The organism is Massilia scottii (assembly GCF_030846495.1).
In the GTDB taxonomy this organism is placed as follows: domain Bacteria; phylum Pseudomonadota; class Gammaproteobacteria; order Burkholderiales; family Burkholderiaceae_D; genus Telluria_A; species Telluria_A violaceinigra.
Genome location: NZ_JAVCWM010000004.1, coordinates 212,150 through 234,513 on the forward strand (window position 1 = coordinate 212,150; position 22,364 = coordinate 234,513).

The window sequence follows — 22,364 nt, forward strand, 5'->3', positions numbered from 1 at the left end:
CTCAGCGAGCCAGGTGACGGTCGAGCCACTGCTTGACCGTGTTATGCCACAGCACGGAATTGGCCGGTTTCAAGACCCAGTGATTTTCGTCCGGGAACACCAGCAACTTGCTCTCGACACCCTGGCGCTGCAGCGCGGTAAAGGTACCGAGCGCTTGCGAGGTCGGAATGCGGAAGTCGAGGTCGCCCTGCACCACCAGCATCGGCGTCTTCCAGTTCTTGACGAAATGCACCGGGTTGAACTTTTCGTACAGCGCAGCGTTGTCCAGGTAAGTTCCCTTGTTTTCCCACTCGGTGAACCACAGTTCCTCGGTGGCGTACGCCATGCCGCGCGTATCGAACACGCCGTCATGGTTGACCAGGCAGCGGAAGCCGTCCGACCAGTTGCCGGCGATCCAGTTCATCATGTAGCCGCCGTAGGACGCGCCCAGCGCGCAGCTGCGCTCGCGGTCCAGCCATGGGAATTTCTTCACGGCCGCGTCGAGCCCCTTCTTCAGGTCTTCCAGCGGCGCGCCGCCCCAGTCGCCGCTGATCGAATCGGTGAATGCCTGGCCGTAGCCGGTGGAGCCGTGGAAATCGATGAACACCGTCGCGTATCCGGCGCCGGCGTAGGTCTGCGGATTCCAGCGATAACTCCACGAGTTGCCGAAGCTGCCCTGCGGCCCGCCATGGACCAGGAAGGCCACCGGATACTTGGCGCCGGGCGTCGCATTCCATGGTTTCATCACGTGGCCGTAGACGGTCTCGCCCTTGGCGCCGGTGAAGGAAAACTGCTCGTACTCGCCGAAGCGCACGTCGGCCAGCAGTTCGCTGTTCAACTGCGTCAGCTGGACCGGTGCCCCGCCATTGGTGCTCTTGAACAGTTGCGCGCCCGATTGCAGATTGGCCTGGGCCATCACCACTGTCTTGCCGCGCGCGTCGAACGCGCTGACGTAGCCCTTCTCGCTCAGCGGCACGACCTTGCCGCTGGCGGCATCGATCGAGAACAGGCGATGCTGGCCCAGGTCGTCGGCGGTGGCCAGCAGGGATTTGCCATCGTCGCGCCATTTGTAGTCGCCGATGGAACGGTCCCAGCTCTCCGCCACGACGCGCTTCTTGCCGCTGGCGACATCCATCAGCACCAGGCGGAAACGGTCGGCTTCAAAGCCGGGCCGGTTCATGGCCAGGTAAGCGAGGGTCTTGCCGTCCGGCGAAAACGCCGGCTTGCTGTCCCAGGCCGGATTGTCGGCGGTCAGGTTGCGCGGCTCGGCGCCGCCGGTGGCGCTGGTTTGGTAGATATCGAAATTGGTGGACCACGATTCGGTCTTGCCGGCCACGCGCACGTTGAACACGACGCTCTTGCCGTCCGGGCTGAAGCGGTACTCCTCGCGGTCGCCGAACGGTTTCGAGGGCACGTCGCCATCGATGCTGCCCGACAGGCTGACCGGCGCGGCGCTGACCTTGCCGGCCGCGTCGATCGGCGCGGTGTACAGCACGCTGTTGCGCCCATCCTTCCAGGTATCCCAGTGGCGCACGAACAGGCGGTCGTAGACCTTGCCGCTGGCCTTGTCCTTGGCCTTGTCGTCCATGCGCGTCCTGGTGCAGGCCAGGTCGGTGCAATCGCGGAACACGGCCAGGCTCATCGCCAGACGGTCGCCAGCGGGCGAGAGACGGAAATTGTCGACGTCGAGCGGCAGGTCGGTGACCTTGACGGCCTCGCCGCCGATGCCCGCACCCGCGAGCGGCTGGCGCCACACCTGCGACGAGCCCGAACGGGCCGACAGGAAATAGATGGCGTCGCCCTTGGGCGACCATTCCGGATCGGTGCTGTTGGCGTCGCCGCTGGTCAGCTTGACCGGGGTCGGCCTGGCGCTGCGCAGGTCGATCATCCACAGCTGGGTGTTGCCGCGGTTCTTTTCCATATTGGTGCTGCGCACCGTGTAGACCACGCGCGAGGCGTCCGGCGAGAGGGCCGGCGCGCCGACCCGTTCCATCCTTACCAGATCCTCGACCGTGAACCCGCGCGGCGCGGCCAGCGCGCTACCGGCAGCCAGTGTAGCTGCCCCCAAAATGAACAGACGTCCCATCATTGCATCATCCCCAAGAGTCATGAAAGTGCCAGCAGAAGCAAATGGCCCCGGCATCATACCAAGTTCGATTGCGCGCAGCAGCTAAAACCGTGTCTTTCAGCCATTGGAGAAAGGTAAAATTATGGCGAGGTTAACGATTTGCCAAGTATAATAAAACCATCACACCCCCGCTTCGCGGGTTCGCCGCTTCCTTTCCCACCAAGGTCCCATGAAACCATCTTTCTTCCTTTCCCGCGCCCTGCTGGCCGCGGCCGCACTATGCGCCTGCGGCGGCGCCGTTGCCGCCACCGCCGGCAGTATGAGTGTGACCGGCGTGCAATTCCAGATCATCGACCTGACCCCGCATGACGGCATCGACGCCGGCATCAGCTTCACCAGCTTCTATGGCAACGTGTCGACCTCCGTCTCGAACTTGAGCACCTGGAGCTTTCCCAGCGATCGGCAAGACACCAATGGCGAACTGATCAATAGCGCAACGGTGGTCGACCGGGATCGCGCCACTGCCAGCCTGAGCGAGGCAGGCGGGCTGCATCTGGGCGTGGAGCGCCACGACTCGGCGGCCGGGAAAATTACAGCGGGATCGAAAGGATATTCCGCCTACACCTTCGTGCTCGCGCCCAATACCAAGCTGATCGTGACAGGAAACGCGCAGATCCGGAACGATGTCTCCGGTCCATGGGCTGACAACCCATATAAAGGGCACAACCTGTTTAACCTGCTGACACTGACGATCCAGAGCTACGGATGGACCGAGGACAAGTGGGAGCAACGGTTCCGTTCCGGGGTGCGAGGAGCAGAGTCGGTCGACTTCGACGAGCAGTTTTCGCTGAGCGCTTCGAACACGAGCGGCGTAGGCAAAGAAATGCGCTTCAGCACTTCCGCCATCCTGACGGCCGCGAACCCGGTCCCGGAACCGGCCACCTACGCGATGTTTGGTCTTGGCTTGATGATGCTCGGTGCGATCGCGCGCCGCAAGCGCGGCTAATTCCAGCGCGATAACGCAAAAGCCGCACCGGGGTTTAACCTCGGTGCGGCTTTTTGCATGCTCCGGCCTTGGCCGGAAGCACTTCCTCTTATCGCTTGATGCCGGTTACTTCCACTTCGACGCGGCGGTTCGGCTGCAGGCAGCCGATCAATGCAGCGCGTGGCGCAACACCGGTACAGGCCTCGACCTGGTCCGCTTCACCCTTGCCGGAACTGACGATCTCGCCCGCAAAACCCTTGCTCACCAGGTACTCGCGCACCGTCGCCGCGCGGCGCTCCGACAGCGGCTGGTTGTACGCTTCCGTGCCCAGGCGGTCGGTGTAGCCGGTCAGCTTGATGCCGGAAATCTGCGCATACACGCCATCGAGCTTGATCATCATGCTGTCGATGCGCGCGCGTCCCGCCGGCAGCAAATCGGGCAAGCCCGATTTGTCGAAGCGGAACAAGGCGTCGGCCGCCAGGGTCAGCTTCTCGACCACCACCGCCGGCCCCTTGTCCTGCTCCGTCTTGACCACGACCGCCACCGGCGCACCGCCGCAAGCCGCAGCCGACGCTTGCGCCGCCTGCAGGTTGTCTTCGGCGATCTGGATGTACGGGTTGGCATGGCGCCAGCCCTGCTGATTGAACTCATTCCCGGCGTGCACCAGCTCGACTTCGCCGCAAGCGACCTTCTGCGCCGCGCAGCTGAAGCCCGCGCCGCTCTTGACGCCGCCGAAGCGCGCCCACAGGTCGTCGCGCAGCCTGGCCGCGTCGTTCACCAGCGGCGTCTGGTCGCCCGGATTGGGCGTGGCGCCCGTTTCCAGCGCGCCCACGATCGCGGCGCCCTGCTCCAAGGCCTTTTGCGGGAAGGCGGAACGGTCGTTGCGGGTGTATTCATGCAGCGACACGTCGAGCCAGCACTGCGCCTTCGACAGATAGTAATTGCTGACCGGGATGCCCTTGTCGTTGAGCGCTTTCACGCGCTGCTGCAAGGCCTTGTACCCGGCCTGGTCGGCCACGATCGCCTGGTCGGAGATGCGCTCCGCCGGCGCAGTGAGCGTTTGCGCGAAGGCGCCTTGAACGGCAAGGGCCATGGCGGCGAACAGCACAACGCGCGGGCGGGAAATAATGGTTGGTTTCATCGTCATTCTCATTTCAGGAAATTAGCGGGCCAGCGCGCGATTCGCTTCTGGGTCCTTGCCTTTGAATACATTCTCGTCAAACTTGAAGCGCAGGCGCACGAACCATCCCTTGGAGGTGTAGTCCGCGGCACTCAGATCGCGTTCGCGGAAGCCGCTCACGTTGTAGCCGGCCGACAGCCACAGGTTTTCCTTGACCAGGTAGCCGACTTCGACTCCGCGCGCATACTGGCTGCTGCCCTTGTTCTGCGGGCTGTGCAGGTAGGCGGCGAGCACGCCGATGTCCCAGTTCTCGGTGATGTCGTACACCACGCGGCCCGACGCCATCCAGGCGCTGTAAGTCTGCTGGCCCTGCGGCAGGTTGCGTTCCTTGCTGGTCTTGGCGGCCAGGCGGCCGGTGCTCCACCACGGACGGCTCGGATGGTAGTCGAGGTGGGTCGAGACGATGTGCGCGGCATAGTTGTCGCCATCGGCACGGGCACCGTCGCGCACGTTCTTGTACTCGTAGCGCGCCAGGCCGTTGAACTGGTTGCGGTCGACCGGACGCCAGGCAAAGCCGAGCTGGGCGCGTTCCTGCAGACTGTTGGCCAGCGGCTTGCCGCTCAGGTCGTCGTTGTTGCGCGACAGCAGGGCGTAGTTGCGCGCCAGGACGGTCCAGTCACGGTCGAGCTTGCGCACGAACGAGAGCGTATTGAGCCACTGGTCCTGCGACTGGTTGCCGATGTCGCCCGGGCTGTCGAACAGACGGCGCCATTCGAGCTTGACCGAGGCTTTCCACAGCGGGTTGGCGGTGTAGTCGAGCGCCGTCGCCAGGGCCACGCCCTTTTGCTGGCGGCCGTCGAACACGTGCAGGTATTCCGCGTTGGTGCTCACCGCCACGCCTTCGGACAGGTTCCAGGTGTTGCGCGCGCCGCTGGCCAGTTGCAGGTCGCGCCCGTCGGCCAGTTCGGTGTCGATGGAGTCGCGCAGGCGGTACTCGGAAAAGATGCTGGCGCCCGGCAGGTAGGTCGATTCGACACCGGCCACAAACGCATTGCTCTTCTCGGCGGGGTTCAGCGAGTAGCGCGATGCGAGACCGGTCTGGTTCTCGTAGCGCGCATACGCACGGCTGCGCTCGGACAATTGATACTGCGCGCCGAGCTCGTAACGTTTCTGGTTGCTGTCGGAAATGCCATGCTCGATCACCCCGGTCAGGCTCAGCAAATCGGTCGCCTTGTACTGCGCGCCGATGGCCACCGTGTTGGCGTCCAGCGTGCCGCGCGTGCCCGGCGTGGTGGTTGCGCCGACCGGTGCAAAGGCGGTGATGGTGCTGCCGTTGACCGGGCTGATGGCGCTGTTGGTGTGGCCGAAGCCGAAGAAGCCGCCGCTCGGATTGAGTCCGTTCGGGTTCGAGACCACGCCGGTGTTGCTGGCCATGCCGACCTGGTTGCGCAGCTCGCCCTCTTCCTTCATGTGCTGCAGGGAGAAGTCCAGGGTCAGGCGCGGATCGGCTTTCCACAGCATGCCGACACGCACGGCATCGCGCTGGGCCACAACCTGCTGGTCGCGGCTTTGCAGCGCGCTGCCGTACACCGTGGTGGTGGACGTGAACCTGGCGCTCACGTTCACGCCGGCGTCGCTGTGGCCGGGGCTGATGCCGGCCGCGGTATTGTTGAATTCATCGTCGGCACGCTGCCAGTAGGCACGCATGTCGAACGCATCGCTCTTGTGCGACAGGGCCACGCGCGCAGCCTGGCCCGATGCCGAACTCGACAGCTCGCCCGCCTGCCCGCTCGGGGTGGTGAACACCTGGCCGTTGGAGGTGTAGCTGGTCGATTCGCTTTGCGCGAATTCGGCAACAAAACTGGTCTTCGGCGCCAGTTGCACGCTCGCGTTGACGCTGTGCAGGCGGTACGGCGATTGCGGGTTCTTGTCGTCCACCGCGGCCATGCCGACGCTGATGCTGTCGGTCAGGCGGTATTCGCCATTGACGCCCATCACCCAGAATTCTTCGCCGCCCTGCTCCACTTCGTACGTCACGCGGATCGATTGCGGGTCGCCTTCCGGGGTCAGCGATGGCACGGCCTGCTTGAACAGGATGCGGCCCGAAAACGGCTCGAAGCTGTAGTCTTCCAGGCGGCGCAATGGCGTGACCTGCTTGACCAGGTCGGTCTGGTTCTTGTCGCGCACAATCAGTTCGACGCGCTCGGAATTGGTCAGCGCGCCATTGTTGCGCACGGCGAATGGTCCGGAGCTGCCGTTGGCGCGGTATTCTTCGATGACCTGCTTGGCGTTGTCGTGGAAGGCAAAGCCGCCCAGGTTGCCGCGTTTCAGGTCCCAGTTGCCGCGCAGGCCGGTGGCGGTGCGCTGGTACTGGCCGAGCTTGCGCGCTTCCATGCCCGTGTTGGGGCCGGGTACCGACGACATCGTGCCTTCGCTGGTCGAAAAGTCGCCGTACAGCACATAGCTTTTCTTGTCGTCGACGCGCACGTACAGGCGGCCGGCCGAGCGGGCGTCGAACGCGGTGCTGGCGCTGTCGCCGTACACCGGATAGAACTCGTTCGGGTTGATGTCGCGCTGCAGCTTTTCCTTGGTCTGCTGGTCCGAATCGTAGGCGGCCGTCAGCAGCTTGCTGCCGAGGATGGTGCCCTTGACGAAGAACGCGGTACGGGCGCTGGCGTTGGCCTTGCCGCTGTTGAACTGGCGGCTCCAGCGTGTGATGTCTTGCTCGAAGCCATCGTTAAAGCGCGCTGGCGCCAGGTCGCCGGCGTTCAGGCGGCGCTTGCTGATGACGCCTTCGATCAGGCCCACGGCCAGCATCTGGCGCAGTTCCGGAACAAAGGTGATCACGCCCTGGGTGCTGATCTTGCCGCCGTCGACGCGCAGCAAGACTTCCTGCGCGGCGGCCGGGGCCAGCAGGCGGAATTGCGCCTTGCCGTTTTTCACACGCAGCTGCACGCCGGGAGTGACCTTGTCGGCGTCGCCGCTTTGCGGACCGAGCGCATCGGTGGCGCTGCCGTCGAGCAGGATGCGTCCGGCCGACGCTTCCAGCGTCAGCAGCACGTCATCGGCCAGCGGCTGGCCATCTTCGCCCAGCACCTGCACGCTCACGCGCACCGGCGACTGGCCGTCGGCCGGCACCCCATCGCGGTCGGTTTCGACCAGGATGCGCGCCACCTTGGCGCTGGCGTCCAGACGCCCGCTCCACAGTTGCGGCGCCGCCATCTGGGCCCGCAGGCCGGCGTCGGCCGGGGCCGATGGCAGCGCTTGCGCGCCGGCATTCGGGAAAGCGCAGGCCACCGCCAGCGCGCCCGCCAGCAGGCGACCGGTGCCGCGGCGTTGAATAAGAAGAAGTTTTTTGTTCGTCATGGTGTTCATCTGGGCCAGGCGGGATGGTTGCTTATTGCGCACGGGCTTCTCCCGCGCCGGCAGGGATTGCTCCCTGGCGTGGCTTGACCAGTTCCTGGTTGGCGCTGTCGGTCGCCTGCCGCGGCGCGGCAGGTGCTTTGCTGTCGAATTTCAGGCCTGGCAGGCGCGGCGCTTCCGTTTCCGGCGCGCGTCCCCCACCCTGGCTGCGGCGGGCTTTCACCTGCTCGATGACCGGCGCCGAGCACGAACCCTCGGCAAAGTCGCCGCGCAGCAGCTCGCCATTCTTCGCGTCCAGCCAGATGCTGTTGGCATCGCCCAGGTTGCGGTTGCTGGTCGTCGTCAAACGGCTGCCGCGTGGCAAGGTCAAACTGTCGGCCTTGATCACGTGCGATTTCGGCGTCAGGCCGCAGTAGCTGTACTTGCCTTCCACATCGGTGGTGAACGAGGTACCGTCTTCCAGGTACAGACGCACACCCGGCACGCCCAGCTCTTCGCTGTCCTGCACCGAGTTACCGTTGCAATCGACGAAGACCTTGCCGGCCACACAGGCTTGCTCGGTGAACACGCCACCGGTCAGGCGCACCTTGTACTCGGCATTGTTCGACGGGTACGCGGCCGGCACAGGCTGGTACGAACCCGGCGTGACGCAACCGCTGGCCACGTTACAGGCGTAGGCAATCGCACGGTTGATGCCGTCGCCCTGCAGGCTGCCGACACCGGCACGCAGGCGGTAGGTCAGCACGGCTTGCTTGTTGCTAGCCAGCGGCCCCAGGTTGAAGGCCAGTACCGGGCCAACCGCTGGCACCGGATCGGCGACCGACTTGCCATCGACTTTCACGGTGCCAGGCACCAGCGAGAAGCCGGCCGGCAGGCTGTCGCGCACCGTTGCCTGTGCTACCGCGCTGCCGCTGGTCTGGCGCACGGTCAGGGTGTACAGCAGGCTTTCGCCGAATTCGAGCTGCTGCTTGTCGCCGGTTTTGGTCAGCGCCAGGCCAGCCGCTTCGATCTTGTCGATCGGCAGGTGGTTGTTCACCACCGGGGCCCCATTCGTGCCCACGGTGAAGGTGTAGTAATACTGGGTGGTGTCCGCACCGCCCGGCACCGCGCCGACGCAAGCGTTCGGCTTGTGCAGGTTCACGCCGGGCGCCGGAGCGCCGTCGGACTTCTGGATCAGCGCCGCATTGGCACTGGCCATCACGCTGGCGGCACCCTGGCAAGCCGGGATCTTCGCCGATTCAGCCGGAACATAACCGACTGGATAGCTGGTGATCGCCAGTTTGTAGACGCCCGCCGGGAAATCGTTCAGCAAGCCGAACTGGTACACGCCATCGCTGCCGGTGGTCTGGTTGACCGCTTCCACGCCGCCCAGCAGGTGACGCGTTGGGTTGAAGCCAGCCGGACCAGTCACGGTCACGACCGCGCCACGCACCGGTTGACGGGTGGCGCTGTCGTACACGACACCAGACGGGGTCAGCGGCAAGTTCTGCTCGGTGATGTCGCTGTTATCAAGCAGGGTGATGCCGGTGATCCTGCCCACCACCGGCGTGCCCGCGTTGCCGGCCGAGGTCGGAACGATCGGCATGCCGTTGCCATCCTTGGTGAACACGATCTCGAAGCCCGGACCGGTCGGCAAGCCCGTGCCTTCGTAGCCGGCGCAACGCAGGCTGTCGAACTGGTAGTAGCCCTTGGCGTCGCTCTTGACGGTGCAAACCGGTTTGCCGTTCTGGGTCAGGACCACGGTCCAATCCTTCACGCCTTCATGGTTCTCGGGACGGGTGCGGGTGTGGCCGCGGTCCATCCAGACATAGCCGCTGATGATCGGGGCGCGGGTTTCCGGACCCGGACGCACGCGCTCGCCGAACAGGTAACCGCCGACCACGCCGCCATTGGCCGCGATGACGTCGCCGGTCACGTCGAACTGGGCGATCGTGTTTTGCGACGGCGCGGTGCCGAAGCTGCTGTTGTCGACCTTGCCGCCTGCGACGCCGGCGGTTTCCTTGCCATCCATGTATTTCGAGGTCGGCAGGTCGGTCTGGGACTCGACCAGGGTGTAGCGGCCGGGAACCAGGTTCTCGAACACATACTTGCCATCGGCGCCGGTGACGGCCACGCAGCCCATGGTGCAGGCGTCAACGCCCGTCATGGTCACGTGCACGCCCGGCAGCGGAATTTCGCCCGCGTCCATCTGGCCGTTGTGGTTGGCGTCGACATACACATAGCCTTCCAGACGCGCGCGGCGTTCGCCGAACAGGTAGTCGGTGCCATCCTGGGCCACGCCCAGCTTGATGGCCGAGATGGTGTTCTTCGGCGCCGTGTTGTCGAAGGCGCTGTTGTCGACCGACCCGGCAACGGCGCCGGCGATCTTGCCCGGGGTTTCCTTGCCATCGGTGTAGCCGGCCGGGTGGGTTTCCACCAGGCTGTAGGTGTCGGCCGGCAAGCCGACGATCAGGAAGCGGCCATCCGCATCGGTGGTGGCACGGCCTGCTTCGCCCTTGCCGCCGACGGCGCTGACCGGCACGCCGGCAATGCCAGGCTCGCCGGCGTCTTGCACGCCGTTATGGTTGTCGTCGCGATACACCACGCCCGCCAGGCTGCTGCCTACTTCGCGGAAATCGTAGTCGCGCGCTTCGGTGCCCGCCGCCAGCACGATGCCGGTGGTTTTGTTCGGGCCCTTGTCGAGCGTGCCGCCGACGTTGCCGAGGGCGCTGCCGGTGTTGGTCGGGAAGTCGCCATAGGCCACTGGCTGGGTTTCGACCACGGTGTAGGTGCCCGGTACCAGGTCGACGAACAGATAGCTGCCGTCGGCGCCGGTCACGGTGGTGCGCGCAGGAATGGCCACGCCCTTGGCATCGACACCGGTCAGGGTGACAGTTACGCCAGGCAATGCTTCGCCAGGCTCGCGCTTGGCGTTCTTGTTGCCGTCGACGTAGACAGTACCGCCGAGCTTGGCCAGGCCATTGCTGACCGGATTGATTTCACGGAAATCGTAGCCGGTCGCCGCGCCGCCCGCCGGCGGAATGACGATGGTGGTAACCGTGTTCAGGCCGGCGGTGCCGCCGCCCAGGGTACCGATCCTGGTGCCGGTAGCGGCCTCGAAATCGGACAGGCCGGCTGGCTGGGTTTCAGTCAGGGTGTAGGTGCCTGGTGCAAGCACCGGGAACAGGTAATTACCATTGGTATCGGTCTGCACGGTACGTACCGTGCCGTCGGTACCCTTGAGGGTCAGGGTGACGCCATTGAGCAATTGCTCGGTGGGGTCGCGCTTGCCATCCTTGTTGCTGTCGACATACACGGTACCGGCCAGCGAACCGGTGTTCGGTGCGCCGCGCTCGCCGAACAGATAGTTCACGGCGGCCGTGCCCGGCGTCACATTGATGCCGGTGATGCTGTTTTTCGGGGCATTGATGGTGCCGCCCACGGAACCGGCGGCGTCGACGCCATCCGATACGCCACCCGGCTGGGTTTCGACCAGGGTGTAGTTGCCAGCCATCAGGCCGGTGAACAGGAAGGTGCCATCGGCGCCGGTCGCCATGGTGCGCGGCACGGGGCCGTTCAGGCGCACCACCACGCCCGCCAGCGGGGTATCGCCGGCGTCACGCACGCCATTGTCGTTGGCATCGAAATACACGGCGCCGGCGATGCTGGCGCCGATTTCGCGGAAATTGTAGTTCACGGCGTTGTCGCCCTGCGCCAGCGGCAAGCCGCCGATGCTGTTCGGTACGGCCACGCCGGTCGTGATGCCGCCGATGGTGCCCGGCTGGCTGCCGGTGTTACCCGGGAAATCGTTGTAGCCGGCCGGATGGGTTTCGGTCACGGTGTAACCGGCACCGCTGCTCGGACGCAGCTTGTCGAAGCGGTAAGTACCGTCGGCCGCGGTGGTCGTGGTCAGGCTGACGGCCGCGCCGCGGTCGTCGCTGCCGGTCAGGGTGACGGTCACGCCGGCGATCTGCTCGCCGTTGCCGACGCTGGCATCCTGGTTGCTGTCCGCATACACGGTGCCGCTGACGCTGGCCGGCACCACTTCGCCGAAGTTGAAGTCGGTGTGCGTACTGGCGACCGCATAAGCGATGGTGCCGATCACGTTGGCGACATTGTCGACGCAGCCCGCGCAGGCGGCGCCGCCGACATTCCCCTTGCGGGTGATGCCGTCGAGGTAAGCGGCCGGCTGGGTTTCGGTGACGGTGTAGCCGGCGCCATTCGCATTGCGCAGGAAGCTGAAGGTATACGCGCCATCAGGGCCGGTGGTGGCGACGCAGGTCGGCGCGCCGCAGGCGTTGCCGCCGCTCGCCGCCGTACCGGTCAGGGTCAGGGTGACGCCGGCAATGCCGGTTTCGCCCGCATCCATCGTGCCATTGTTGTTCTTGTCGGCATACACAAAGCCGCTCAGTTTGCCGGTGGCTTCGCCGAACAGGTAATCGATGCCCTTCTGGCCCGCGCTCAGCACGACGCCGCTGAACACGCTGTCGCCCGCCACGCCGAGGTTGCCGGGCGTGGTGGCGCCGGTGCCCAGCGTGTTGGTGGCGTCGATGAAGTCGACCGGCTGGGTTTCGGTCACGGTGTAGCCGCCGCCATTGCTCGCCGGCAGGCCGGTGAAGATATAGTTGCCGTTGGCATCGGTGGTACCCACGCAGGTGCTCACGATGGTGCACACATTGGCGCCGGTCGCGGTGGTGCCCGACAGGGTCACGGTCACGCCAGGCAGCAAGGTGTCGCCGCCATTCAAGGTATTGCTGCGGTCGACGTCGAGGTAGACCTTGCCCGCCAGGCTGGCGGACGATTCGCCGAAGTTGTAATTGCTGCCGAACTGGCCGGTGCCGATCACGATGCCGCTGAAGCGGTCATTGGTCTTGGTGCCGCGCACCACGCCATTGACGGTGCCGACCGTGTCGATGCCGTCGGCATAGCTCGACAGTGGCGCGCTGGCCTGGCTCTGCTCGGTCAGCACGTAGCCGGTGGCGTCGCTGGCCGGCAGGCCGGCGAAGCCGTAGCCGCCGCTGCTGTCGGTGAGGATGGTGCACGGGTTCGGCGAAATCGCCACGCACACGCTGGTGCCGTTCGAGGTATTGCCCGACAGGGTGATCGAGACGCCGGCAATGCCCGGCTCGCCCGCATCCTTCACGCCATTGTTGTTCAGGTCGGCATAGACGATGCCGCCCAGGCCCTGCCCGCTTTCGCCGAAGTTGTAGTTCACGGCGGCGTCGCCCGCCACCAGCGGCACATTGCCGATGGTGCGCTTGGTGGCGCCGATGACCGGGGTGTTGGCGGCCAGCACGGTGGCGCCGTCATTGCCGCCCTTGCTGCCGATGGTCATGCCGGTGTGGGTCACGCCCGGCAGGGTCGCCTGCACCACCTGGTAGGTACCGGGACGCAGATTGGCAAAGCTGTACGAACCGTTGGCGCCGGTCGGCATGGTGGCGTTCACCGGACCGAGGTCGTCGGTGCCGGTCAGGGTCATGGTGACGCTGGTCACGCCCGCGCTTTCATCGGTGGCCGGCACGTTCGTCACGTCGCGCACGGCGTCGGTGTCGAGGTCGACGAAGACGAAGCCCGACAGGGTCGCCGGTTTCAGTTCGCCGAACAGGTAGCCGGTGGCGTTGGTGGACGCCGGCAGGACGATGTTGCTGATCTCGTCGCCGCTGGCATCGGTGGCGGTGCCGGCAACGCTGCCGGCCGCTTCCTTGCCATCGAGGTAGGTGGCGGGCTGCACTTCGCTCACCTTGTAGGTGCCTGGCGAGCGGTTATCGAACAGATAGGCGCCGCCGGCGGTGGTGGTGGTGGTGACATTGGTGACGGTATTGCCGTAGATATCGACACCGTCCAGGCGCAGGGTCACGCCGGTGATGCCGTTTTCGCCCGCGCCCTTGGCCGCGTCGTTGTTGCCGTCTTCATACACGAAGCCGGCGATCGAGGAACGCTGCACCGCCACGGTGGCGCAACCACGGTTATCGACCGCGCTGCGTTCGACATCGTTGGTGGTGGCGTTGCCGCAGTTTTCCAGCGCCGCGTTGACCGCGGTGGCGATCACCGGAATGCGCACGGTGGCCGCCCTGCCGCTTTCCAGCAGGCCGACGTTACAGCTGATCGTGGCGCCCGCGCTGCAGGTGCCGCTGGTCGGCGCACCGTTGTTGGTGCTCCAGGTCAGGCCGGCGTTGTATGGCGCCGCGTTGTACGGCGCGAGCGTGCCGCCGGTGTAGAGCGTCAGGCCGGCTGGCAGGCTGTCGGTGACGACCGTGCCCTGGCTGTTGCCGGGACCGGCATTGTTCAGGGTCAGGACCCAGAAGAACGGCTCGCGCAGCTGCACCGCGGCAGCCAGCGCGTTGGTGTTGCCGTTATAGGCGAACGCCGCTTTGGTCAGCTTGAGGTCGACGCGCATCTTGATGGTGGTGCTCTGGTCGGCCGTGTTGTTCGGCATCAGTTGTTCCGGCTCGCGCGAGGACACGGTGACGGTCGACTGGTAGGTGTCGCCCGAACCGGTCGGCTGGGTATCGACCTGGAAGTCGAGATACAGGTCGGTGCTGGCGTTGTTGCCCATCAGGATGTCGGTGGTCGGGAAGTTGCAGGTGATGCTCATCTGCGCCGGCCCCGTGACCGTGTTGCCGACCTGGGTACAGTAATTGGTATAGGCCTGGCCGTCCGGCAGCAGTTTGCCGCCTTTGAAGGTCATGCTCTTGCCGGCAGGCGGCTTCATCAGATAAGTCAGGACCAGATGGGTGGCCACCGACGGACCGCGGTTGGTGATCGTGTTGCGGTAGGTGACCACATTGTCCGGGAACACCGGACCGGCGCCGGCCGGCACGAAGCCCATCGGATCGACGTTGTCGGTGTTGTTGACCAGCAGGTCGAGCGTGGCGGGGGTGACCGCCAGCGCATTGGTGCCGCTGTTGTTGGCGTAATCGCTTTCGTTGCTGCTGGTGGCCACCGTGGCGGTGCTGCCGATATTGCGCGGATCCGGCGCGTTAGCCAGATAGTCGGGACGCACGGTGATGGTGACGGTGCGCGTTGCGCCGGACGCCATGTTGCCGATGGTGCAGTTCAGGGTCTTGGCCGCGGTGTCGTAGGCGCAGGTGCCGCCATTGCTGGCGACGGCCGAGATGAAGGTCATCGAGCCTTCCGGAATATTGAACACATCGACCACGGTCACGCCATTCGCCGTCGACGGACCATTATTATTAATGGTCAGCACGTAGGTGGCATTGGTGCCGGCAGGCACCGAGCCTGGGGTCACGGTATTGGTGATGGTCACGTCGGCGACCGGATCGACCTGCACATCGGCGGTGGCGACGTTGTTGGCCGGCACCGGATCGCCTTGCACGTTGGAACGCACGCTGGCCGTGTTCACCCATTTATTGCCGGGTTGGCCACTGCTGTCGAGCAGCGGACGGGTCACCGTCACCGAGATTTCCGCGGTGCTGCCGAGCGCCATCGTACCGCTGCTGAGGAAACAGGTGACCATCGCGCCCGTGGTGCAGGTGAACCCCGCCGGGCTGGTACCGCCGGTTTTCGAGGCATTGACCACGGTCTTGCCAGCGATATAGCCAGGAATCAAGTCCGACAGGATCACGTTGGTCGATTCGCCCGGACCGGCATTGGTGATGGTCAACAGGTAGGTGATGGTCGGCGCGTTCCAGTCCAGGGTGCCTGGAGCTGCGCTCTTGGTCAGTTGCAGGTCGGCCGAATTCGGGGTCTGGGTCGATTCCGAGGTGGCGCTGGCGCAGTTATTGCCCGGCACCGGATCGGCTTGCACGCCGCCGGTGTCGACGAACACGGCGCAGGCGGTATTGGTCAGGGTGCCGGACAGGGCGGCGGTGGTGGTCAGGCCCAGGTTCGAGGTCGAGTCATTCAATGCCAGCGCCACGTTATAGGTACAGGTGATGTCCTGGCCGACTTGCGGTGCGCAGGTCCAGTTGGCGCCGCTGGCGCTGACGAAGGTTTCGCCAAGCGGCAAGGTTTCGACGATCTTGACTTCGCCGACGGCTGCCGCGCGCGGGCCGTGATTGGTCACGCGCATGGTGCTGACCATATTGGCGCCCTGCGCAACCGGATTCGGGGTCTTGGTTTTGGTGATCGACAGATCGACGCCGTCCGGCACGATGCTGATGTTGACCGAGCCGCTGTTGTTGGCCAGGTCGCCATCGGGCGTATCGCTGCCGATGGTGGCGGTGTTGGTAGCGGCGGTTTGCGCAGCCACCACCGGCGCGGTGGCGCTGATGACGATGTCCTGCACCGTGCCGACCGCGAAACTGGCGCGCGTGCAGCTGACATTCTGGCCATTGATGCCGCAGGTCCAGCCGGTGCCAGTTGCGCTGACGATGGCGAAGCCAGCAGGCACGCTGTCGCTGACCACCACGTTGTTGGCCAGCATCGGACCCAGGTTGCGTGGCGCCAGGGTGAAGCTGACCGGCTGGCCGCTGCCGACCAGGCCCTGCGACACGGTCTTGGTCACGGCCAGGTCGGTGCCGACGGTAATCGTGGTATTCGCCGACGAAGCATCGTTTGCGTTGTTGAAGTCGGTTGCGCTGCCGCTGATCGTCACCACGCCGGTGCTGGTGATGGTGCCGGTGGTGGTGCCGGTAGCCTTGGTGTTGATGATAATGTCCGGCAAGGCGCCCTTGGCCGCGCTCGGACGGTTACACGTCACCACCTGCCCCGCCGCCCCGCACGACCAGCCGGAACCGGTTGCCGACTGGTAGGTCAGGTTCGGGCTCAGGGTGAAGGTGGCCCTGGTGGGGCCGGCCGCGTCGGGACCGTTGTTGGTCAGGTTGGCCGTGTACACCAGCGTGCCGCTGGCCATCAGGCTCGCGGGCGAGCCGTTCAGCACCAGCGACAGGTCGGCGCCATTGTCGATCGTGGTCAGCTGCGACAGCGAATTGTTGCCGGCGTTGCTGTCGGCATCGCTCGTGGTGACCGCCGCCAGCAGGTTGACGGTCTGGCCGGCCGTGGCCAGGGTGCGCACGGTCAGGTCGATGTCGAGCAGGTCGGCGGTACCGGCGCCGGCGCCGTCGCCCGCGACCGTGGCGTAGCTGCAGGTGACCTTGTTGGTGCCCGCATTGTGCACGCAGGCCGGATCGGACACCGACACGAAGCTGGTCTGCGGATCGAGCGTGAACACCACCTGGACGTTATTGGCGACGTCGCTGGTGTTGTTGGTGACCGAAGCGGAATACAGAATGGTGCCGCCGCGCACGGCCGGGTCCGGCGTATCGGTCAATTGCGATACCAGCAGGTCGACCGCGGCTGCCTGCAGAGGCAGCCCCAGCAAGGCAATCGCTGTTACCCGGAGCAGGCATGCAAACACACGCGAGGATCGGGACTTCACCACTGGTAAGGCGCTTTTGAACATTATTGGCTTCATCAATTAAGAATGCGGACGACAACACATCGCCCGCCATGCACACGGCATCGCTTTTGCGATTGGGAATTTAAACTGGAACTACGCGGAGGAAAGACACACTGCGGATGTGAATGCATCGACAACACTTCTCTTGCGCGTCGACATTATATTCATACAAACAACATCTTACAAAGTTCTTAATGGAAATGATGCAAATATGCAACGCTGACAACTCTATGCACAGAGTAATAACATTCTAGAAGTTTCAATAGGGAAATTTTGGCCCGAAACGGCTTGCTTCATAGGGTCGTCGAAAGCGCGCCAGGGCGCGCTCCGCGCGCATGGATACGCCCTGGTTTTCCCTATGGCGGGCGGGCCCGGCGGCCCGGCCTTACACCGGCGACAACACAAGCTGCCAGCTTGAAATTTCTTATGCGCAACATACATCTATGACGAAAAACATGTTTATCGTCATAATTTATGTTTTTATAGAAATTGACAGAAAAACCTTATTGCTATAAGTGCAGGATTGCCTAGCGCTTCGGACGGCGCTCAAGCAGCAAGCTGCGGATGTCGTTCAGCACCACATCGGGCTGAAGAAATGAAGTGGAATAGATTTCGCGCACGCTGCCGGAGGTGTCGATCAGATAGACCTTGAGCAGGTGGCTCAGGGTCGGCAGGCGCTGGCCCGGAGCGCGTTCGCTGGCGACCGACACGTCCTGGCCGAAACCGTCGAGCAGCGGCGCCAGTTCGGCGTTGGAGCCGCTGGTGAGGAAGCGCCACTCCACACTGCTGCGGTCGCGCGCATCCTCGCCGCCGTAGCTGCGCATGGCCGGCGGCGTATCGTAGGTGGGATCGAAACTCATGCTCACAAAACGCACCCGGTCGCGCGTGCGCGCATCCTTGCCGAGGGTTTTCTTGAGGGTGTGCAGGGTCGCGTACGCCAGCGGACAGCCGCGCGCGTCGGTGCAATAGGTATAGATGAAGGAAAACAGCGTGACTTTACCGGTGGTAAATTCCGACAGCCGGCGGCGGCTGCCGTCGCTGTCGAGCACCACGCCGTCGGGCGCCTTGAGGATGCGTTCGAGCTTGTAGGCGCCCGGCGCTGGCAGCGCCAGCGGGCGTGCCGGCGCCGCCAGGGCGCACGGCGCCAGCATCATCAGCGCCGCCAGGGCGCCCGCGTGCAGACGGGACAACTCAGCGGCCCGCCACGCGCGGCGCGCCCTGCCCCGCGTCGGCGCTGACCATGGCGCCCGCCTTGGCGCTCGCGGCGCCGAACTTCATGTGGTGCGCGCGGCCCAGTTTCAGCTTGGCGAAGTCGGCCTTGAAGGTTTCCTTGAGCTCCTTGCCATCCCACGCGAACAGCTTGACGAACTGCTCGTCGTCGGCGCCCTTCTTGTCCCACTTGGCCAGCAGCGAACTGCTGATGTACAGGCGCTTGCCGTCCCAGCTTTGCGAGACCATGTTCACCTGAGAACCGGTGCGCTTGGAATAGGTTTCCTTGGGCGCTTCCGGATTGCTGATGTCAAAATAATGCGTGGTGCCATCCATGAAGGTATTCACCCACAAGCCCTTGCCGTCGGCCGTGATCGACAGGTCGACCGGCAGCGGCACCTTGGCCGGGTCGCCGATGGTGGCCACGTCCTTGGCTTGCCAGGCGCCGCTGGCATCTTTCTTGACCAGCCAGATTTTCGAGGTCAGCGCGGTGGCCGTGATGGCCCACTCGTCGCCCTCGTTCAACGACCAGCGGATTTCCAGCGGCGCGCCGGGCACGTTGAGCACTTTTTCCGGCTGCATCGACTTCAGGTTCCACATGACCATGGTGTTGCCGAACTGTTTCATGGCGGCCGGGTCCTTGATCAGCTTGCCCAGATCGGTCATGTAGTTCACCGCGCCGGTAAAGCTCGACGTCAGCATCGCGTTCTTGCCTGGATTGATGGCGATATCGTAGCCGTAGCCGTCGCCGCCGTTGGTGGTCGGCATCGCGTGTTTGGCGATGAAGTCGCCCTTGGTGTTGTAGACCGCCATGCCGGTGACCCCGCCGCGGTCCTTGTCGTTCGACAGCGCGCCGATCAGCATGCGGCCCGGCAGCGCATAAAAGGTGTGCGGGCCGACGTAACCGGAGCGCTTGGCGAAGTCGTCGATGGTCTTGACCAGTTTCGGCTTGGCCGGGTTGGTGTGCACGTCGAACACATAGATCTTGCTGTCGTCCAGGCCGCCCGCCCAGAGGAAGCGGCGGTCGTCGGTAAAGCCCATGTGATGGGCCTCGCCGCGCTTGCCGACCGACACGTGGCCGATCACCTGGCCGAATTTTTTCGAGGCCGGATTGACGTCCATGGTCACCAGTTTATCGAAGCCGTCGCCCACGCCCTTCACGCCGAGGGTCCACACGTACAGAAAATCTTCCTGCCCCTTGATCAGGCCCGACATGTACGGCGAATTGCAGGTTTCGTCCGCGCGCGAGGCGAGCGGAACGGCGGTGACGCCCAGGGCGACAGCGGCAAGCAAACTCAAGCGCATCAATTTACTGGAACCCATTGCTGATCTCCTGATCAAGCTTATGAAGACGCTAATGTACGCCTGTTTGACCTTGCTCCGCAATGGATGAAAAACATATCGCCTGGGCTTGCGCCAGATCAAACTACGCAGCCAGGGTTTTGCTGTAGGCGTAGAAAATATCGTCGCGCTGCCAGCCGAGCGCCGTGTACAGGCTTTGCGCCGCCAGGTTGGTTTTGGCGGTGGTCAGGTCGAGCCGCAGGGCGCCGTTGCGCAGCGCGTGCGCCTCGGCCGCCAGCAGCAGCGCGCGGCCGGCGCCGAGCTTGCGCGCTTCGGGCCGCACGTACAGGTCGTACAGCGCGTAGATGGGCGCGGCGGCGAGCGAGCAAAAGCTCGGGTACAGCTGGCAGAAACCGGCGGCCGTGCCCTCTTCATCTTCGGCCAGGATCAAGACCGATTCGCTGCCGAGCATGCGGTCGTGGATGAACTGGTGCGACAGGGTCAGGTCCGGCGCGAGTTCGTAGAACTGGCGGTAGGCGTCGAACAGGACGGCGAGCTGGTCGATGTCATCCATCGTGGCCAGCCGGGTGGTGATTTTTTTCATGTGCATTTTCTTGTTGGCGACTGTTACCGACACGGAGCGTGCTGCTCCACCGCCATCATATCCACGAACGCGCGAGCCGTGTTTTTGTTGACGCCCGCGGTTGAACGAGAGTGGCGCCAAGGCTGTCGGCAACGTGGCCGGCGTTCACGAGAAGCCGGCCACGGATGGGCGCACAATCGCGCGCCGGTAGTTAGCGGCACCGTAGAGGCGAATAAAATGCAATGATCTGCAAGGGAAGTATTTAGCGCATCAAATTTGCCTCATCGCAATGCATATTGCTGAATGCTCGTAATTCAACAATGAACTGATCAATAGACATTAACTCGGTTTCAAAGTATAAATTTGCATCTGATGCCACTAAGTATTTCCCGAAATCAGCATAGCTAGATTGTACATTCGCTGTTATATAATATCTACTTCCAATTCCGTTAAAGCGCAACCGTAGTGCTCCGCCAGCATACTCTGGGCCAAAACGACCAATCTCAAAATCAAATACACTCCGCCTCTCAATCAAATTTTCCAGGCCGTCACCCAGCCTGCTAATGATAGCGTTGGAGACATACATTTGAGTAGTAAACGACGCTAATTCAGTAGCAACGGTAACATGAAGTTCAAATTCTTGTGAATTCGGTTCCAGTCGTACAAATTTTATTCCCGGATTCAATATACCCTCCTGTGAAAAATGAGACGCAGTTGTTTTGCTTAATGCGCCTCGGAAAAATTATCCCCCCACTGCGTGAGAGATGCCTTCACACCCAAATTGGTATGAATTCTTAAATTTAACTTGAGCTACTTGGTTAGTAACGTGATTATACATGTAATGAATGCGAATACGTTTCGCCATTGTATAAGGATCGCCCTTACGCGTCGAACGTTGGATGGTTTCAGTCTGAAATTTTTCCCATTCACCATTGTTGTAAAGTGGATCACCCAGTTCAAGATCAACAGGTGTTCCTACAGGCTGCCCGTTGAGTATTACACTCTGCAAAGTTGACTCCACAAAGATTTGTTCGCCAAGACAACCGGGTTGAAAACGATTTTTATCTAAAGCAACTCCAGTAGTTCCATCATTATTGTTGGAGACGTAGCCACCGCCACCGCCACCACCGCCACCTTCATTGTCATCGTAGCCTCCGCTCCCTCTGCCGCCTCCGCCCCTGCCGCCCCCTCCGTCAATTATTTCGCATTTCGTATACCAACCCATGCACTCACGATCCCCATGAATTATCACTATGGGGTCTTGAGCTAGGGCTGGAGCAATCACACTGCTTAATAGAACCACAGTGAGAAAACGATGCAACATAGTTTTCAGGATTAGCATGTTTTTCCTCAATCAAAAATTTCATTTATAATAATATCTTCACTATATTTATATTATTTAAACGGGCTATTTAATGAGTTTGCCTCCTTATTAACGGTGCATCCGTACGTAAATTGCTCTGCTTTTGTTTTTTCAAGCGGAGAAAGCGTCATGCCAATTTTACTGAGTTGACCGCTTATTGCAGGGTTGTTTTTATTTGCCGCCAAAGGAAGACCATAGCTATATGCTAAAGTTAAATCCCGTGTGCCGAACTGACCCGTCATGTATGCGCCAAACATAAATCCGTATGCTTCCAGGAGGCCATCACGGGCTGCTTGCTCTCCATAAATCTCCGCCTGCTTTAATACAATGCGAGAAAGTTGCACAGATTCATTTGTATTCTTTCTGGTATAAAATTGAGAAAATGACCGAGAATTCATTGCGTAAAATAGCATTGCTTCAGTCGATCCCATGTTTGCTGCATCTTCTAATAGTTTTAATGGGTTTCGTACGACATCACTTGGTAGCGAAGGGCAATTTTGGTGCTGAACGGGAATCTTCTCGCTAACCATTTTTCCTAACGACGGTGGTTCCATCATCAAATAGCAATTCCTGATAATCTTAAACATTGCTATTGCCGCAAATTCTTTGCCGGCGCGAGCCTGCTCTAAAAGCGCGTCAGGATTAACGTAACCGTCAGCCATTAAATCGTCGATTTCCGAACTCGCTGTTTTCGTATTGCGCATCAACTTGGTTACCAAGGGACTATTGGATGGCGAACAGGAGACTGGCGTATCTTTTTGAATTGATACGGGGGTATTGTTGTCTTCAGTTTTTAAATGAGTTTTATTTGCATGTTCAACACTTATATTTTTCGCTATCAATAAATTGTTCCGATTGGAGTAATTTATCCATAGCACGAAAGAAAATGATGCTATTGCAATGCAAACTAATAAGGTTCGAGAAGAGCTCATTTTCATTCTATTTTTTATTTGCGAAAAATATGATTGTGGCACACACTTTATCTTGAACCCATTTTAAGTTAATAGTTCATTTTGCAACAGCGTACGCCGCGAGAAAACTGTGTCTATTCTAGGCGGGAAAAAAAACAAAAT

At 62.3% G+C, this 22,364-nt stretch carries 11 protein-coding genes; 1 reads left to right on the top strand and 10 read right to left on the bottom strand.

Annotation, left to right across the window (positions count from 1 at the left end):
- Position 1: 1 nt before the first annotated feature.
- Positions 2 to 2,068, bottom strand: coding sequence for a S9 family peptidase (locus RBA41_RS07040; RefSeq protein WP_306622430.1), 2,067 nt, complete (start codon positions 2,066 to 2,068; stop codon positions 2 to 4).
- Between the two features lie 208 nt (positions 2,069 to 2,276).
- On the opposite strand from RBA41_RS07040, the gene RBA41_RS07045 reads away from it, so the two are divergent.
- Positions 2,277 to 3,053 carry a PEP-CTERM sorting domain-containing protein gene (locus RBA41_RS07045; RefSeq protein ID WP_306622431.1) on the top strand — a complete coding sequence of 259 codons (777 nt, stop codon included), beginning with the start codon at positions 2,277 to 2,279 and terminating at the stop codon, positions 3,051 to 3,053.
- Positions 3,054 to 3,141: 88 nt separating this feature from the next.
- Here RBA41_RS07045 and RBA41_RS07050 read toward each other — a convergent pair whose 3' ends face one another.
- The 9 genes from RBA41_RS07050 to RBA41_RS07090 form a co-directional block, all read right to left on the bottom strand.
- Complete coding sequence (locus RBA41_RS07050) at positions 3,142 to 4,173, bottom strand: OmpA family protein (RefSeq protein ID WP_306622432.1); 1,032 nt, start codon at positions 4,171 to 4,173, stop codon at positions 3,142 to 3,144.
- Between the two features lie 21 nt (positions 4,174 to 4,194).
- Complete coding sequence (locus RBA41_RS07055; protein ID WP_306622433.1) at positions 4,195 to 7,560, bottom strand: hypothetical protein; 3,366 nt, start codon at positions 7,558 to 7,560, stop codon at positions 4,195 to 4,197.
- A complete protein-coding gene (locus RBA41_RS07060) occupies positions 7,550 to 16,777 on the bottom strand; it encodes an SdrD B-like domain-containing protein (protein WP_306622434.1) in 9,228 nt (3,075 codons plus the stop codon). The genes RBA41_RS07055 and RBA41_RS07060 overlap by 11 nt, the downstream gene beginning before the upstream one ends.
- A gap of 605 nt (positions 16,778 to 17,382) precedes the next feature.
- A complete protein-coding gene (locus RBA41_RS07065; protein WP_306622435.1) occupies positions 17,383 to 18,045 on the bottom strand; it encodes an SCO family protein in 663 nt (220 codons plus the stop codon).
- Position 18,046: 1 nt separating this feature from the next.
- Positions 18,047 to 19,387, bottom strand: coding sequence for a methanethiol oxidase (gene mtoX / locus RBA41_RS07070; RefSeq protein WP_306622438.1), 1,341 nt, complete (start codon positions 19,385 to 19,387; stop codon positions 18,047 to 18,049).
- Between the two features lie 103 nt (positions 19,388 to 19,490).
- The gene (locus RBA41_RS07075; protein WP_306622441.1) at positions 19,491 to 19,949 is read right to left on the bottom strand and encodes a GNAT family N-acetyltransferase; all 459 of its coding nucleotides are present in this window, start codon (positions 19,947 to 19,949) and stop codon (positions 19,491 to 19,493) included.
- A 241-nt stretch (positions 19,950 to 20,190) separates the two neighbouring features.
- Complete coding sequence (locus RBA41_RS07080) at positions 20,191 to 20,613, bottom strand: hypothetical protein (protein ID WP_306622443.1); 423 nt, start codon at positions 20,611 to 20,613, stop codon at positions 20,191 to 20,193.
- Positions 20,614 to 20,670: 57 nt separating this feature from the next.
- Positions 20,671 to 21,270, bottom strand: coding sequence for a hypothetical protein (locus RBA41_RS07085; RefSeq protein ID WP_306622445.1), 600 nt, complete (start codon positions 21,268 to 21,270; stop codon positions 20,671 to 20,673).
- A gap of 53 nt (positions 21,271 to 21,323) precedes the next feature.
- Positions 21,324 to 22,229 carry a hypothetical protein gene (locus RBA41_RS07090; RefSeq protein ID WP_306622447.1) on the bottom strand — a complete coding sequence of 302 codons (906 nt, stop codon included), beginning with the start codon at positions 22,227 to 22,229 and terminating at the stop codon, positions 21,324 to 21,326.
- Positions 22,230 to 22,364 lie beyond the last annotated feature (135 nt).

Bases quoted from the DNA above. Each gene is read 5' to 3' on its own strand.
- RBA41_RS07085 (WP_306622445.1), bottom strand. From the start codon at position 21,270: ATGCTAATCCTGAAAACTATGTTGCATCGTTTTCTCACTGTGGTTCTA.
- RBA41_RS07075 (WP_306622441.1), bottom strand. From the start codon at position 19,949: ATGAAAAAAATCACCACCCGGCTGGCCACGATGGATGACATCGACCAG.
- RBA41_RS07045 (WP_306622431.1), top strand. From the start codon at position 2,277: ATGAAACCATCTTTCTTCCTTTCCCGCGCCCTGCTGGCCGCGGCCGCA.
- RBA41_RS07090 (WP_306622447.1), bottom strand. From the start codon at position 22,229: ATGAAAATGAGCTCTTCTCGAACCTTATTAGTTTGCATTGCAATAGCA.
- mtoX (WP_306622438.1), bottom strand. From the start codon at position 19,387: ATGGGTTCCAGTAAATTGATGCGCTTGAGTTTGCTTGCCGCTGTCGCC.
- RBA41_RS07040 (WP_306622430.1), bottom strand. From the start codon at position 2,068: ATGATGGGACGTCTGTTCATTTTGGGGGCAGCTACACTGGCTGCCGGT.
- RBA41_RS07050 (WP_306622432.1), bottom strand. From the start codon at position 4,173: ATGAAACCAACCATTATTTCCCGCCCGCGCGTTGTGCTGTTCGCCGCC.